Here is a 13,772-nt window from a genome sequence, read left to right as displayed (position 1 = left end):
ACGGTGTCCTGGCGGGTGAGCGAACGACGACAAGCACCCCCCCGCCCGTACCTCCGGCAGAAGGACAACTCCATGACGGCAACGCACGACCTCGGCACGTCCTCGCTCGCGACGTCCGACCTCTTCCGCTCCGTCTTCCGCCGGCACGCCTCCGGCGTCGCCGTGATCACTGCCCGGGGCACCCGCCCCGTCGGCTTCACCGCCACCTCCCTCGCCTCCGTCGCCGCCGAGCCGCCGCTGCTCTCCTTCGGCGTGGGCAGCGGCTCCTCGAGCTGGCCGGTGCTTTCCGAGGCCGAGCACGTCGGTGTCCACATCCTGGGCGAGCACCAGCGGGAGCTGGCGGCGACCTTCGCGCGCAGCGGTGCCGACCGCTTCGGACCGGCCACCGACTGGCGCCCGGGACCGGAGGGGGTACCGGTGCTGGACGGGGTGCTGGCGTGGCTGGTATGCCGGGTGGTGGCCCGGATACCCGCCGGGGATCACCGGGTGGTGATCGGCGAGGTGACCACGGGCACCGCGGCCGGGGCGGGCCGTCCGCTCCTGTACCACCAGGGGGGCTTCAACGCGCTGCGCGACTGAGTCACGGCCTCCCGCCGGCGTGCGCTCCTCCCGCTGATCGCCGCGTTGGCAAGGTCACAGTTCACGCGGCTTGCGTCCGGGGAATGAGCTGGATGTACTGACGAGTAATATTTTGCTGCGGTGCATGGGCCGCCCCGGCAGGAAACCGCCCGCGGTACCGCTCGGGTCCCGCCCCCGAAGGCGCCTATGCTGCCAGCAAGCAAGGCAGCTCGGTAGAGACGATGCAGTAGGAGAGCCGGCGTGAGCTTGAGGATCGTTGTCTGTGTGAAGTACGTGCCCGACGCCACCGGCGACCGGCACTTCGCCGAGGACCTGACCGTCGATCGCGACGATGTGGACGGCCTGCTCTCGGAGCTGGACGAGTACGCGGTCGAGCAGGCCCTCCAGATCGCCGATGAGGCTGACGAGGCGGAGATCACTGTGCTGACGGTCGGTCCGGAGGATGCCAAGGACGCGCTGCGGAAGGCGTTGTCGATGGGTGCGGACAAGGCGGTGCATGTCGAGGACGACGATCTGCACGGCACGGACGCGCTGGGTACCTCGCTGGTGCTGGCCAAGGCTGTTGAGAAGACCGGCTATGACCTGGTGGTCTGTGGTATGGCGTCCACCGATGGTGGGATGGGTGTGCTTCCGGCGATGCTGGCGGAGCGTCTGGGTGTGCCGCAGGTGTCGCTGCTGTCGGAGGTGTCGGTCGAGGAGGGCATGGTGAAGGGGGGCCGGGATGGTGACTCCGCGACGGAGTTGCTGGAGGCGCAGCTTCCGGCGGTGGTGTCGGTGACGGATCAGTCGGGTGAGGCGCGTTACCCGTCGTTCAAGGGCATCATGGCGGCGAAGAAGAAGCCGGTGACTTCCTGGGGCCTGGAGGACCTGGAGATCGAGGCGGACGAGGTCGGTCTCGGGGGTGCCTGGACTGTGGTGGACGGTGCCACGGAGCGTCCGGCCCGTACGGCGGGCACGATCGTCAAGGATGAGGGCGAGGGTGGCAAGCAGCTCGCCGTCTTTCTCGCGGAGCGCAAATTCATCTGAGGCCGCTTGGCGGGTCGGAAGGTCTCTGGCCCCCTTTTCCCGCCCCCTATCTTTCGCATTTCGTATGTCGCAGGAGAGCGATTCCCATGGCTGAAGTCCTTGTCTATGTCGATCACGTGGACGGTGCTGTCCGCAAGCCCACTCTGGAGCTGCTGACCTTGGCCCGTCGTGTCGGCGAGCCGGTCGCGGTCGCGTTGGGTGCCGGTGCCGGGAGCACGGCGTCCGTTCTGGCCGAGCATGGTGCGGTGAAGGTGCTGACGGCTGACGCGTCCGAGTTCGCCGACTATCTGGTGGTTCCGAAGGTGGATGCGCTGCAGGCCGCGTATGAGGCGGTGTCGCCGGCTGCTGTGCTGTTCCCGTCCTCTGCGGAGGGTAAGGAGATCGCGGCTCGGCTCGCGGTCCGTATCGGGTCTGGGATCGTCACTGACGCGGTGGATCTGGAGGCGGGTGAGGAGGGTCCGGTGGTGACGCAGTCGGTGTTCGCGGCGGCTTTCACGACCAGGTCCCGGGTGTCCAGGGGCACGCCGGTGATCACGGTGAAGCCGAATTCGGCGGCGGTGGAGGCGGCTCCGGCCGCGGGTGTGGTCGAGGTGTTGTCGGTGTCGTTCTCGGGGCAGGCGACGGGGACGAAGGTGGTCTCGCGTACGCCGCGTGAGTCGACGGGGCGTCCGGAGTTGACCGAGGCGGCGATCGTGGTCTCCGGTGGTCGTGGTGTGGGTGGTGCGGAGAACTTCCCCGTTGTCGAGGCGCTGGCCGATTCCCTGGGCGCGGCGGTGGGTGCTTCGCGTGCGGCGGTGGACGCGGGCTGGTATCCGCATACCAATCAGGTGGGTCAGACCGGTAAGACGGTCTCGCCGCAGCTGTATGTGGCGGCGGGTATCTCGGGTGCGATCCAGCACCGGGCGGGTATGCAGACCTCGAAGACGATCGTGGCGGTCAACAAGGACGCCGAGGCTCCGATCTTCGATCTGGTCGACTACGGCGTGGTCGGTGACCTCTTCGAGGTCGTCCCGCAGCTGACCGAGGAGGTCAAGACCCGCAAGGGCTGATCCTCCGCGATCCCCGCAGGACATTCCGCGAGGCCCCTGGAAAGCGCCATGCGCGTACGGGGCCTCGCGGCTGCCAAGGGGGTGTTGACCCGCCGTCGAGCGCCCGGATAACTTCGCGCTACGGATCATCGTTTCCGTAACGTGGAAACAAGCTGGCCGCGGCGGGAAGGGCGGAGGAGCGGACATGAAGCCTCAGGGGACCGTGCCGACCAGCCTGCCCGGTGGCGTACGGGCGTCCATCGCCGACTCCCTCGCCGCCGTCGACGCCGAGCTCGCCCGCCGCTACCCCGGCGACCCCGGCACCCGCCAGCCCGTCCACACTGTCTACGTGCCCGCCGACCTCCTTACCGCCACCACCGTGCGCGACTGGGGCGACCAGGCGCTGGCGGCCCTCGACCAGCACGCCCCCGACGCCGACTCCTTCGCCGCCGTCCTCGGCCTCCCCGGCGACCTCGCCGAACCCGTCCACACCCGGGTGCGGGCCAAGCTGGAGCGCGAGCCCGTGGAGGATCTGCGCATCGACTTCGAGGACGGCTACGGCCCGCGCCCCGACGTCGAGGAGGACGCCGCGGCCGCCCGCGCCGCCTCGCTCCTCGCGGCCGCCTGCGCGGAGGGCAGCGCGCCGCCCTGTGCGGGCATCCGCATGAAGTGCATGGAGGCCGCCGTACGCGACCGCGGCATCCGCACCCTCGACATCTTCCTCACCGGGCTGATGGCGGCCGGCGGATTGCCGGACGGCCTGGTGCTCACCCTGCCCAAGGTGACGTACGCGGAGCAGGTCACCGCGATGGTCCGGCTGTGCGAGGAGTTCGAGAAGGCGCGCGGGCTCGCCCCGGGCCGCATCGGCTTCGAGATCCAGATCGAGACCACCCAGGCCATCCTCGGCTCCGACGGCCGGGCCACCGTCGCCCGGATGATCGACGCCGCCGAGGGGCGGGCCACCGGACTGCACTACGGCACCTTCGACTACAGCGCCTCCTGCGGAGTCGGCGCCGCCCACCAGTCCATGGACCACCCCGTCGCCGACCACGCCAAGGCCGTGATGCAGGTCGCCGCCGCCGGCACCGGCGTACGGCTCTCCGACGGCTCGACCAACGTCCTGCCCGTCGGCCCCACCGAGCGGGTCCACGACGCGTGGCGGCTCCACCACCGCCTGGTCCGCCGGTCCTTGGCGCGCGCGTACTACCAGGGCTGGGACATGCACCCCGGCCACCTCCCCACCCGCTACGCCGCCGTCTACGCTTTCTACCGCGAGGGCCTGGAGGCCGCGGCGGAACGGCTCGCCGCGTATGTGGACCGTACGGTCCAAGGCACCGGCATCGCCGACGAACCGGCCACCGCCAAGGCGCTCAGTGGTCATCTGGTGCGCGGGCTGGACTGCGGGGCCCTCGACGGCGCCGAGGTCGAGCGCCTGACCGGTCTGGGCCGCGCCGAACTCGACGCGCTGGCGGGGCGGGCCCCGGCCATCCCCTGACCTCGGCAGTCGGCGGGTCCGCCGGGAGCCGCGGCTCGGTGGAAGCCCGCTGACCTACCGGCGCCCGCGGGTCTGTTGGAGCCTGCCGGTCCGTTGGAGACCGCGGATCGGTAGGTGGCTGCCGATCGGTGGAAGCCTGCCAGTCCGCTGAAGCCCGCAGCTCGGTGGGCACTTGTCGACTCGCAGGAGCCCATAGACCCGACTGAGCCCGCCCGTCCGCCGGGGCCACCGCGCCGGAGTCCACAGTTCCACCGGGTCCGCCGGGCCCGCTGATCCGCTTGGCCATATCCGCTCACCCGCACGTGTCACCCGGGATGCGGCCCCGCCGGGGAAGGCGGGAGATGGGTTCATGGCCAGAAGCGCCGTGTCGGCCCTGCTGATCCTGCTCGGTTGCCTGCTCGTACCGGTGTCCGTGCTGACGGTGTGGGTCCACGACATCGTCCTGGACACCGACCGCTACGTGGCGACGGTCGCCCCGCTGGCGAAGGACCCGGCGATCCAGGACACCGCCGTGGACCAGGTCAGCGAGGCCGTCGACATCCGCCACAACAGCCGGGAAGTCACCGCCGACATCGCTTCCTGGCTGCGCGCCCACGGCCTCCCGGAACAGGCCGCCGACACCATCGAGGGGCTGGCCCCGCAGCTGGACTCGGCCCTGGACCAGGCGGTGCGGAAGGTGGCGGCCCATATCGTGCGCAGTGAGCAGTTCCCCGCCGTATGGACCGGTGCCAACCGGGCCGCGCACACCGCCGTCGTGGGCGCCCTCACCGGTAAGGGAGGCGGGCCGGTCGGCGTCGAGGGTCACACCGTCACCCTCAATGTCGGCGCCGCCGTGGAGCGGGTCCGACAGCAACTGGTGGACGCCGGACTCCCCGTGGTGACCGGTATCCCCGACATCCACCAGCGGCTCGTCCTCTTCCACTCCGACCGGCTCGACACCATCCGACGGTCGGCACGCCTTCTCGACCTGGCGGGCAACTGGCTGCCCGCGCTGACGGTGACCCTCGGTGGCACCGGAGTGCTGCTCGCCCACCGGCGCCGCCGGGCGCTCGCCCGCGCGGCCCTGGGCACCGCGCTCGCCTCCCTCACCCTGGCGCTGGCCCTCGCGGTGGGCCGTCGCTACTACCTCGACCATGTGCCGGTGAGCGTGCTGTCCAGGGAGGCCGCCTCGGCCCTCTTCGACACGGTGGTGCGCTTTCTGCGGGTCACCGTGCTCACCGCGCTGGTGCTCGGCGTCGTGGTCGCGCTCGGTGCCTATCTGGTCGGCCCGGGGCGGCTGCCGAGCAGGGTGCGCGGCACGGCCGAGGTCGTCGCCGACAGCGCGGCCCGCTGGGGCGCGGCCCACGGGATGCGTACCGGCCGGGCCGGTACCTGGACCGCGGACCACCGGCGAGGGCTGACGACGGCGGCCCTGCTGGTGCCGGCCGCGGTATTCGCCCTGTGGAACCACCCCACCGTGCTGACGGTGCTTTTCCTGGTGCTGATCCTGCTGGCCGCCCTGGCGGTGATCGCCCTCCTGGCCGCCACGGGCCGCACGGGGGCGCACGGCAGGGGCCGTTAGGGGCCACAGGCCGTCCGTCAGGAGGGGGCAGAGGGCCAGGCCGTCATGGGGTCAGGATGAGCACGATGAAGATCAGGCATGCGCCGACATTGACCACCGAGCTATGGGCGGCGAGCCACTCCCGGAGCCGGGGCATCGCGCGCCGCGCCCGGTCGCCGAGGAGGAGGTAGACCAGCAGCGGCAGCGCCGCGATCAATACGGTGGCGGCGATGAACGGCAGCGCCGCCGCCAACCCCGCCCGGTGCTGCACCAGATTCGCCCCTACGGTCAGCATGACCACGATGTCGGACGGCATGAGCAGGATGATCAGCAAGCCGGTCGTGAGGGCCTTACGGGGACCGGCTTCCATCAGCGCGCCCAGCCACTTCGGCGGCTCGACCGTCCGCCGCTTCACCACGTTCTTGACAGCGACCAGTGCCAACAGCCCCACCAGCACGAGCTGTACGACCGAAGCGGCCGATCCCCGGTCGGCCGGGCTGCCCGGCGAGACCACCTGCCCCAGCAGCCCGCACAGCCCCCGGGCGAGAGCGACCCCCGCCGCGGTCGCGACCGCCACCCCGAGCAGAAACGCCAGGGACACCCGCACCGGCCGCGCGGTGGTCACCAGGATGACCGCGGCCACGATCTGAGGGCCGGCCATCATGGTGATGGCCAGGGGGAGAATCTGCAGATCCACGGCCGCCTGCCCTTCCAGTCCGCGTCGCCCGATCATCCTCCCGACTCCCATTTCTACGCACCGCCCGCCGCCACGGCATCCGGCGCTGCGCCGACCGTGGCGCCGTAAGCTGAAGAGGTGGGGCCCGGCGGGGCGCTCACGGCCGCGCCGGGCGTGGCCGACGGGAGGCTGACGATGGACTATCCGCTGCTGAATGTTTTCCTGACCACGATGTGGGTCTTTCTCTGGATCCTCTGGCTGGCGCTTCTGTTCCGTGTCTTCACCGACCTCTTCCGTGACGACTCGCTGAGCGGCTGGGCCAAGGCGGGCTGGACCGTCTTCGCCCTCCTGCTGCCCTTCCTCGGGGTCTTCGTGTACCTGGTGGCACGGGGGCGGGGGATGGGCATGCGCGAGATGAAGCGTGCCGAGCGGGCGGAGGAGGACTTCCGGGAGTTCGTGCGCACGACCGCGGCCACCGGCCGGGCGGAGGAGCTCGAGCACCTCGTGGAGCTCAAGAACCACGGCGACCTCACGCCCGAGGAGTACGAGCGGGCCAAGGCCAAGGTCCTGGCGGCTTGAACGAACCATCGGCACCGCTGTGATCAGTACCGCACCGCGGTGCCCACCTGCGCCGTGATGCGGCCGGTGAGCTTGCGGTGGCTGCGGGCGGTGGCCTTGGTGGGCCGGTGCGGGGGCACCTTGGACAGGTGCAGGACGACGGCGTCCACCAAGTCCCCGCCCGCGTTGCGGAAGTTGACCTCGATGGCGTAGTTGGCCGTGTGCTTGCCTCCGTTGGTGACGGTCAGCGGTGCCACGGCCCGTCCCGCGCCATCGCGGGTCGCCCGGCCGGCCCGCACCTCGCGCTTGGCCTGGGAGCCGCCCTTGATCTTGTCCAGCTCGGCCTGGGCCGACGACCTCGCGGAGGCGATGGCGGCGGAGGCCCGGGACACTTCGGACGACGGGGTGCCCCCGTCGTCCGAACAGCCGACGGCGGTCGGCGCCAGCACGGCCATGAGGCTCACCGCGCAGATCGTCCGCGTTCGGCGCCCGCTCATCGCGTCTCCCTCGTTCCGCCGGCCGGGGTCCCGGGCCCCCCGCGTCCACCCTCGGGGCGGTGGGGGGCCGGGGCAACCGGAGCGGGGCCGTTCAGGCGTCCGGGGGAAAACGCGCCCTTCGGGGAAACGGCCGAGGCGCGCGGGGAAGCGCGGCCGTACGGGGACGGCCGGTCAGGGGGTGGACGTCGCGGGCGGGGGCAGTTCGCCCGAGCCGCGCGGGATCAGCCGGGTCGGCAGGACGACCCGCTGGGGGTCCCCGCCCGCGCCGTCGAGGCGGCGGAAGAGCAGATCGGCGGCGGTGCGGCCGAGCTGGGCCGAGTCCTGGGCTATGACGGTGATCCCGGGGGAGAGCAGATCGGCGAGCTCGAAGTCGTCGAAGCCGACCAGTGCCACCGGCGCGGCGGGCGCGGGCCGCTCGGCCAGGACCCGTACGACCGTGACCGTGACCCGGTTGTTGCCCGCGAAGAGCGCGGTGACCGGCTCGACGGCGTTCAGCATCGCGGTGGCCGCGGCCCGGACCCGCTCCGGATCGGTGGGGCCGGGCGAGACCCAGGCGTCATGGACCGGCAGCCCGGCCTCGCTCATCGCCGCGTGATAGCCGCGCAGCCGCTCGGCGGCGGTGTGGATGCCCGGCAGGTCGCCGAGGAAGCCGATCCGGCGGTGGCCGTGGGCGATCAGATGGGCTACGGCGTCGCGGGAGCCGCCGAAGCTGTCGGAGAGGACGGCGTCGGCGTCGACACGGCCGGCGGGCCGGTCGACGAAGACGGTGGCGATCCCAGCCGCCATCTCGGGGGCCAGATAGCGGTGGTCATGGCCGGCCGGGATGATGACGAGGCCGTCGACCCGGCGCGCGCACAGGGCGAGCACCAGCTCCTGCTCGCGCTCGGGGTCCTCGGCGCTGGACCCGTTGATCAGCAGTGCGCCATGGGCCCGGGCGACCTCCTCGACGGCGCGGCTCAGCGGACCGTAGAAGGGATCGGCCAGATCCTCCAGGACCAGCCCGATGCTCGCCGTACGGCCCTTGCGTAGAATGCGGGCGCTGTCGTTGCGGCGGAAGCCGAGAGCGGTGATGGCCTCCTGGACGCGGCGCTCGGTGTCGGGGGTGACGCCAGGTTCGCCGTTGACCACTCTGGAGACGGTTTTGAGGCCGACCCCGGCCCGTGCGGCGACATCCTTCATAGTGGGCCGGGTGCCGTAACGGCGTGTGGCGGTGCCCGTGGCGGTGTCGGTCACAGTGCGCTCGTCCCGTCGCTGGTCGTCGTGGGGGAGGGAGTGACGAGCATAGCCCCTGGACAACGTTGTCAGCGGCAGGAAGACTGTTGTCGCACAGCGAACGCGCCCATGCCCACCAGGAGAGTCGACACCTATGCCACGTGACCTCATCGCCGCACTGGACATCGGCGGGACCAAGATCGCGGGCGCTCTGGTGGACGGAAGCGGAAAGCTGGTCGTACGGGCCCGCCGCGCCACCCGTGCCCAGGAAGACGGCGCGACGGTCATGCGGCAGGTCACCGCCGTGCTCGAGGAGCTCACGGCCACCGCGCACTGGTCACGGGTCGCCGCCGTCGGCATCGGCAGCGCGGGCCCGGTGGACGCCTCCGTGGGCACCGTCAGCCCCGTCAACATCCCTGGCTGGCGTGACTTCCCGCTGGTCGCCGGGGTCCGGGAGACCACCGGCGCACTGCCGCTGTCGCTGGTCGGCGACGGGCCGGCGATGACGGCCGCCGAGCACTGGCAGGGCGCGGCGCGCGGCCGTAAGAGCGCGCTGTGCATGGTGGTCTCCACCGGCGTGGGCGGCGGGCTGGTCCTGGGCGGCCTGCTGCACCCGGGCCCGACCGGCAACGCCGGGCACATCGGCCACATCAGCGTGGACCTCAACGGCGACCTGTGCCCCTGTGGCGGACGCGGCTGCGTGGAGCGGATCGCCAGCGGTCCCAACATCGCCCGCCGCGCCCTGGACGGGGGCTGGCGCCCGGGTCCGGACGGCGACACCAGCGCCCAGGCCGTCGCCGCCTCGGCGCGGGACGGCGACCCGGTCGCGCGGGCCTCCTTCGAACGGGCCGCCCAGGCTCTGGCCGCCGGGATCGCCGCGACCGCCGCGCTCGTCGAGATCGAGGTGGCGGTCATCGGCGGCGGGGTGGCGGGCGCCGGGGACGTGCTCTTCACGCCCCTGCGGCGCGCCCTGCGCGACTACGCGACCCTGTCGTTCGTCCAGGGGCTGGAGGTCGTCCCGGCGCAGATGGGCACCGACGCGGGGCTGGTGGGCGCGGCCGCCGCGGCGGCGCAGGAGGTGCGGCTGGAGGGGTTCGGCCCGGCGGCGGGCACGCATCCGACCGGCGATTGAGCCCCGCTGTCACCGTCTCCCCCTAAGCTGTTCGCCCTGAGCCCGAAGTCCCAAGCCCCAAGCGCTGAGCCCGGCAGCGGCCAGGCCGGGCCGAGGACGGCACGAGGGGGAGCGGAGCGGTGGCACCGGTGGACATGGGCGGCGATCTGTCCGGCAGGCTCCTGGGCGGGCGGTACCGCGTGACGGGCCGGCTCGGCCGGGGCGGCATGGGCGTGGTCTGCAGGACCGTGGACGCGGTGCTCGGCCGGGAGGTCGCGGTCAAGGTGCTGCGCGCCCATACCGACGCCTCCAGCGCCGAACTGGCGGATCTGCGCACCCGGATGCAGCGGGAGGCGCGGGCGGCGGCCCGGATCCGGCACCCCGGGGTGATCACGGTCCACGATGTGGCCGAGGAGGACGGGCTGCCGCTCATCGTCATGGAGCTGATCGACGGGCCCTCGCTCGACGATGTGATCGACGAGCGCGGCACCATCGACCCCCGGGAGGCCGCGGGGATCGGCGCCGAGGTCGCGGACGCGCTCGGCGCGGCCCATGACGCCGGGGTGCTGCACCGGGATGTGAAGCCCGGCAATGTGCTGCTGGACCGCACGGGCCGTGTCGTCCTTACGGACTTCGGCATCGCGAGCCTGGAGGCGCCCGAGGACGGCGCGACCACCAAGCTGACCCGCAGCGGCGAGCTGATCGGCTCCCTGGACTATCTCGCACCGGAGCGCGCCCAGGGTCAGGACCCGAGCCCGGCCTCCGACATCTGGGCGCTGGGGATGACGCTGTACGCGGCGGTGGAGGGCTCGTCGCCGTTCCGCCGCACCTCCGTATGGTCGACGCTCACCGCGATCGTCACCGAACCGCTGCCCGAGCCGCGGCTGGCCGGGCCGCTGGCGCCCGTGTTGCACGCGCTGATGGACAAGGATCCGCGGGGGCGGCCGTCCGCCGCCGAGGCGCGCCGGATGCTGGCGGATGTGGCCGCCGGGCGGACGCCGCAGGGCGTGCGGCCTCCGTCCGCACCGAGCACGGTGGCCGCCCCGCCGCCGGGCTTCGGGCCGCCGCCCGCGGTGGGGCCGCTGGTGAGCGGGGTGCCGGGCACGGGGGACGGGGACGGGGACGGGGACGGCGCGCGGGGCGCGGGACGCAGGCGCCGCCGAGCGCTCATCGCGGCCGCGGCCGCCACCGTCGTGCTCATCGCCGGCGGGGTGACGTACGCCCTGGTCGGCGGCGATGACCACACCACGGCCTCGGGGCCGCCGAAGGATCCGGCGGCGGAGTCGGCCAAGGACCCGCCGAGCAAGCCGACGGGGCCCGGGGAGACCGCCTCACCGGGCGGCGGAAGGGCGACCGGCACGGCCGGGCAGGACGGCGAGCGGCCGGGTGACACGGCCTCACCGCCCGCGTCCCGCAGCCCTGACGGCGGCAACGGCGAGGGGGGCGGCCCGGAGGCTTCATCGGCCCCGCCCTCGGGGGCCGCACCCGTCTGCCACGGCAGCGGCGGCGGGCGGTACGACTGCGAGGTGTGGCGGGACGCGACCTCGTACACCCATGGCGGTGAGCCGGTCGGCACCCTCGAGCACGGCGTGAACTACTTCTTCTGCCAGGAGAACCTGGGCCGCCGGGAGACCTACGGCAAGTGGTCCAACGTGTGGTGGGCCAGGACCGACGACGACAACGGCCATCGCGATGTCTATGTGAGCGTCGTCTACGTCAAGGGCGGGAACAACGACGAGCCCCTCCCCGGGCTGCCCGAGTGCTGAGCCCGGGCGGCCGCGGGAAGGGGCGCGTTTCCGTGGGGTGAAGGGGTCTCAGCAGGTGAAGGACGCGTCGGCCCAGTCCCCGTGGTCGCTGGTGACCCCGTCCCCGCCGTCGGTGACGACGAGCCGGACCGTGTCCGCCGTGCCGATGGCGGCGTCGAGGGCGGTGGCCGGATCGGCGTTGGTCAGTGTCTTGGACGATGCCACCTTGGTGTCGTCCGCCCAGACCTCGAAGGCGACCGTGCCCTCGGTGCCCTCCTCGTCGTCCACGCCGACCTGTGCGGTGAAGCGCGAGCACCGGCCCCCGGTGTAGTACGTGACTTCGCTGGGCGCGTGCACGCCCAGCCCCTTGTCGTACGTGGTGCCGCCGAGGGTGAGCGGATGGCCGTCACCCGCCGAGCTCTCGCCGACGCTGGTGTTCTTCTCCACCGGACCCCAGCCGTTGAGCGCGCTCAGCCAGGGCAGATCGCTCGCGTACGAGCTGCCGGAGGGCGGCGCGACCACCACATGGACCGCCGAGACCAGCCGCGCGGCGGCCTTGGCGCCCTTCGGCGAGCGGTAGTCGGCGCCGATCGTCAGATCGTAGGCACCGGGCGCGGCTCCGGCGGGCGCGGTGACCTGCCAGCGCGTGACCAGCTTCGAGCCGGTGGGCAGCGAGGCGGCCCGGGTCGGGGAGGTGGCCTTGATCCGCCAGCCGTCGGGGCCGGTGAGGCGGACCGAGACCTGATGGGCCGGGGTGCGGCCGAGGTCGGTGACCGTGGTGGCGACCTGGGCGGTGGCCCCGGCCTCGGTCAGTGCGGTGCCGTCGATGCCGAGTTCGGCGACGGGCGGGTAGGAGGCCCAGCGCGCGTCGGCCGAGACCCGGTAGAGCACGGTGCCATGGGCCGGGACGGTGGCCGAAATGGCTCCGGCGGTGTTGTAGTCCTTGTGCGACCACAGGTCGCGCAGCCGGTACGCGGTCGCCTGGGGCAGCCCGACCCCGGTCGCCGTGGTGGCGATGTGCCGCGGCCGGTCGGTCTCGTTGAACAGCGCGACGGCGCGGCTGCCGTCCGCCATCTCCTTGGCGATGACCCAGCGCCCGCCCTCGGAGGAGACCACGGTGCCCTGCTTGCCGAGCGGGTCCTGATCGACGCCGATGACCTCGTGATTGCCGAGGATCTCGTAGGTCTCGGCGCCGGCCTTGCGCAGATCGGTGCCGATCAGCAGCGGTGCGGCCATGATCGACCACAGCGAGAAGTGGCTGCGGTACTCGGTGTCCGTCATCCCGCCGTTGCCGACCTCCAGCATGTCGGGGTCGTTCCAGTGGCCGGGTCCGGCGTACCGCGCGAGCGGCAGGTTCTGCTTGGCGATCGACAGCATGCTGCCCCAGCTGTCGCTGATGTCGCCCGTGGTCCGCCACAGCTGGCCGAATTCGCCGGCCCACTCCCATGGCTTGTTCTCGCCCCATTCGCAGATGCTGTAGACGATGGGGTGGCCGGTGGACTCGGACGCGGCCTTCAGCGCGTCGCGCATGTCACGGTAGCGCTGCTTGGCGTCGACACCCTGGTTGTTGCAGTTGTCGTACTTGAGGTAGTCGATGCCCCAGTCGGCGAACTGCTGGGCGTCGGACTTCTCATGGCCGAGGGCCCCGGGGAAGCCGGCGGTGTTGCAGGTCTTGGTGCCCGCGCTGGTGTAGATGCCGATCTTCAGACCCTTGGAGTGGACGTAGTCGGCGACGGCCTTGATGCCGTTCGGAAAGCGGACCGGGTCGGGGACCAGCTTGCCGTCCGCGTCGCGCTGCGGCAGCGCCCAGCAGTCGTCGAGGTTGACGTACTGGTATCCGGCGTCCTTCAGTCCCTTCGCCACGAAGATATCGGCGATGCCCTTGACCATCGCCTCGTTGAACTCGGCGCGGCAATGGGTCGAGTTCCAGTTGTTGAAGCCCATCGGAGGGGTGAGGGCGAGTCCGTCACCGGGCGCGGCGCTTGGCGCGGAGGCCGGTGTGGTGACCTCGGCGGGGTGCGACGGCTGGGCCACGGCCGGGAGGGCCAGGCCGGCCGTGGCCAGCAGGCCGGCGCTCAGTGCTCCGATGACTCTTCGCTTCGAGGGTCGAAAACAGCGGTGGCGCACGATGCGAGTCCTCCGTTCCCAACGGGGTGACGCAGTGTCATGACTGCGTCACATGCGAGCGTTTACGGTAGACCCTGTTGGAGTCTGTTGGAAGAGATGCGATAACAGTTGTTCGATATCTCGTCAAAACCCTTGACGGTTCCGTTGGGTGCCGGGTGAGATCCCCTCACTCGCGTTC

The 13,772-nt window shown here is 72.0% G+C and carries 12 protein-coding genes; 8 read left to right on the top strand and 4 right to left on the bottom strand.

Annotated elements, in window-relative coordinates; all coding sequences use genetic code 11:
• Positions 1 to 72 precede the first annotated feature (72 nt).
• From AS97_RS06440 to AS97_RS06420, 5 genes are all read left to right on the top strand, one after another.
• Positions 73 to 579 (top strand): flavin reductase family protein, encoded by a 507-nt coding sequence (locus AS97_RS06440; RefSeq protein ID WP_210564486.1) that lies wholly within the window; start codon positions 73 to 75, stop codon positions 577 to 579.
• A gap of 240 nt (positions 580 to 819) precedes the next feature.
• Positions 820 to 1,605: an electron transfer flavoprotein subunit beta/FixA family protein gene (locus AS97_RS06435; protein WP_210564485.1), complete on the top strand. Its 786-nt coding sequence runs from the start codon at positions 820 to 822 to the stop codon at positions 1,603 to 1,605.
• A gap of 86 nt (positions 1,606 to 1,691) precedes the next feature.
• Positions 1,692 to 2,654, top strand: coding sequence for an electron transfer flavoprotein subunit alpha/FixB family protein (locus AS97_RS06430; protein WP_210564484.1), 963 nt, complete (start codon positions 1,692 to 1,694; stop codon positions 2,652 to 2,654).
• 184 nt (positions 2,655 to 2,838) lie between these two features.
• A complete protein-coding gene (locus AS97_RS06425) occupies positions 2,839 to 4,128 on the top strand; it encodes an aldolase/citrate lyase family protein (RefSeq protein WP_125761759.1) in 1,290 nt (429 codons plus the stop codon).
• Positions 4,129 to 4,477: 349 nt separating this feature from the next.
• On the top strand, positions 4,478 to 5,689 hold the full coding sequence (locus AS97_RS06420) for a hypothetical protein (protein ID WP_125761761.1): 1,212 nt from the start codon (positions 4,478 to 4,480) through the stop codon (positions 5,687 to 5,689).
• Between the two features lie 43 nt (positions 5,690 to 5,732).
• Here the strand turns inward: AS97_RS06420 and AS97_RS06415 are convergent, their stop codons facing one another.
• Positions 5,733 to 6,401 carry a GAP family protein gene (locus tag AS97_RS06415; RefSeq protein WP_197049145.1) on the bottom strand — a complete coding sequence of 223 codons (669 nt, stop codon included), beginning with the start codon at positions 6,399 to 6,401 and terminating at the stop codon, positions 5,733 to 5,735.
• A 138-nt stretch (positions 6,402 to 6,539) separates the two neighbouring features.
• Here AS97_RS06415 and AS97_RS06410 point away from each other — a divergent pair, with 138 nt between their 5' ends.
• Positions 6,540 to 6,923 (top strand): SHOCT domain-containing protein, encoded by a 384-nt coding sequence (locus AS97_RS06410; RefSeq protein WP_059145537.1) that lies wholly within the window; start codon positions 6,540 to 6,542, stop codon positions 6,921 to 6,923.
• Between the two features lie 23 nt (positions 6,924 to 6,946).
• Here AS97_RS06410 and AS97_RS06405 read toward each other — a convergent pair whose 3' ends face one another.
• On the bottom strand, positions 6,947 to 7,399 hold the full coding sequence (locus AS97_RS06405) for a hypothetical protein (RefSeq protein ID WP_059145536.1): 453 nt from the start codon (positions 7,397 to 7,399) through the stop codon (positions 6,947 to 6,949).
• A 171-nt stretch (positions 7,400 to 7,570) separates the two neighbouring features.
• On the bottom strand, positions 7,571 to 8,632 hold the full coding sequence (locus AS97_RS06400; protein WP_148181223.1) for a LacI family DNA-binding transcriptional regulator: 1,062 nt from the start codon (positions 8,630 to 8,632) through the stop codon (positions 7,571 to 7,573).
• Between the two features lie 133 nt (positions 8,633 to 8,765).
• Here AS97_RS06400 and AS97_RS06395 point away from each other — a divergent pair, with 133 nt between their 5' ends.
• Positions 8,766 to 9,743 carry an ROK family protein gene (locus AS97_RS06395; protein ID WP_059145534.1) on the top strand — a complete coding sequence of 326 codons (978 nt, stop codon included), beginning with the start codon at positions 8,766 to 8,768 and terminating at the stop codon, positions 9,741 to 9,743.
• 134 nt (positions 9,744 to 9,877) lie between these two features.
• Positions 9,878 to 11,488 (top strand): serine/threonine-protein kinase, encoded by a 1,611-nt coding sequence (locus AS97_RS06390; RefSeq protein ID WP_210567151.1) that lies wholly within the window; start codon positions 9,878 to 9,880, stop codon positions 11,486 to 11,488.
• A 48-nt stretch (positions 11,489 to 11,536) separates the two neighbouring features.
• Here the strand turns inward: AS97_RS06390 and AS97_RS06385 are convergent, their stop codons facing one another.
• Positions 11,537 to 13,594 (bottom strand): NPCBM/NEW2 domain-containing protein, encoded by a 2,058-nt coding sequence (locus AS97_RS06385; protein WP_059145533.1) that lies wholly within the window; start codon positions 13,592 to 13,594, stop codon positions 11,537 to 11,539.
• Between the last annotated feature and the right edge of the window lie 178 nt (positions 13,595 to 13,772).

Origin of the sequence: Streptomyces sp. AgN23, from assembly GCF_001598115.1 — a bacterium.
In the GTDB taxonomy this organism is placed as follows: domain Bacteria; phylum Actinomycetota; class Actinomycetes; order Streptomycetales; family Streptomycetaceae; genus Streptomyces; species Streptomyces antimycoticus.
This window is presented reverse-complemented; position numbering and strand designations above follow the sequence as displayed.

Excerpts from the sequence above, each read along its gene's own strand:
- AS97_RS06440 (WP_210564486.1), top strand. The coding sequence starts at position 73 with ATGACGGCAACGCACGACCTCGGCACGTCCTCGCTCGCGACGTCCGAC.
- AS97_RS06430 (WP_210564484.1), top strand. The coding sequence starts at position 1,692 with ATGGCTGAAGTCCTTGTCTATGTCGATCACGTGGACGGTGCTGTCCGC.
- AS97_RS06425 (WP_125761759.1), top strand. The coding sequence starts at position 2,839 with ATGAAGCCTCAGGGGACCGTGCCGACCAGCCTGCCCGGTGGCGTACGG.
- AS97_RS06420 (WP_125761761.1), top strand. The coding sequence starts at position 4,478 with ATGGCCAGAAGCGCCGTGTCGGCCCTGCTGATCCTGCTCGGTTGCCTG.
- AS97_RS06415 (WP_197049145.1), bottom strand. The coding sequence starts at position 6,401 with ATGATCGGGCGACGCGGACTGGAAGGGCAGGCGGCCGTGGATCTGCAG.
- AS97_RS06410 (WP_059145537.1), top strand. The coding sequence starts at position 6,540 with ATGGACTATCCGCTGCTGAATGTTTTCCTGACCACGATGTGGGTCTTT.
- AS97_RS06405 (WP_059145536.1), bottom strand. The coding sequence starts at position 7,399 with ATGAGCGGGCGCCGAACGCGGACGATCTGCGCGGTGAGCCTCATGGCC.
- AS97_RS06395 (WP_059145534.1), top strand. The coding sequence starts at position 8,766 with ATGCCACGTGACCTCATCGCCGCACTGGACATCGGCGGGACCAAGATC.
- AS97_RS06390 (WP_210567151.1), top strand. The coding sequence starts at position 9,878 with ATGGGCGGCGATCTGTCCGGCAGGCTCCTGGGCGGGCGGTACCGCGTG.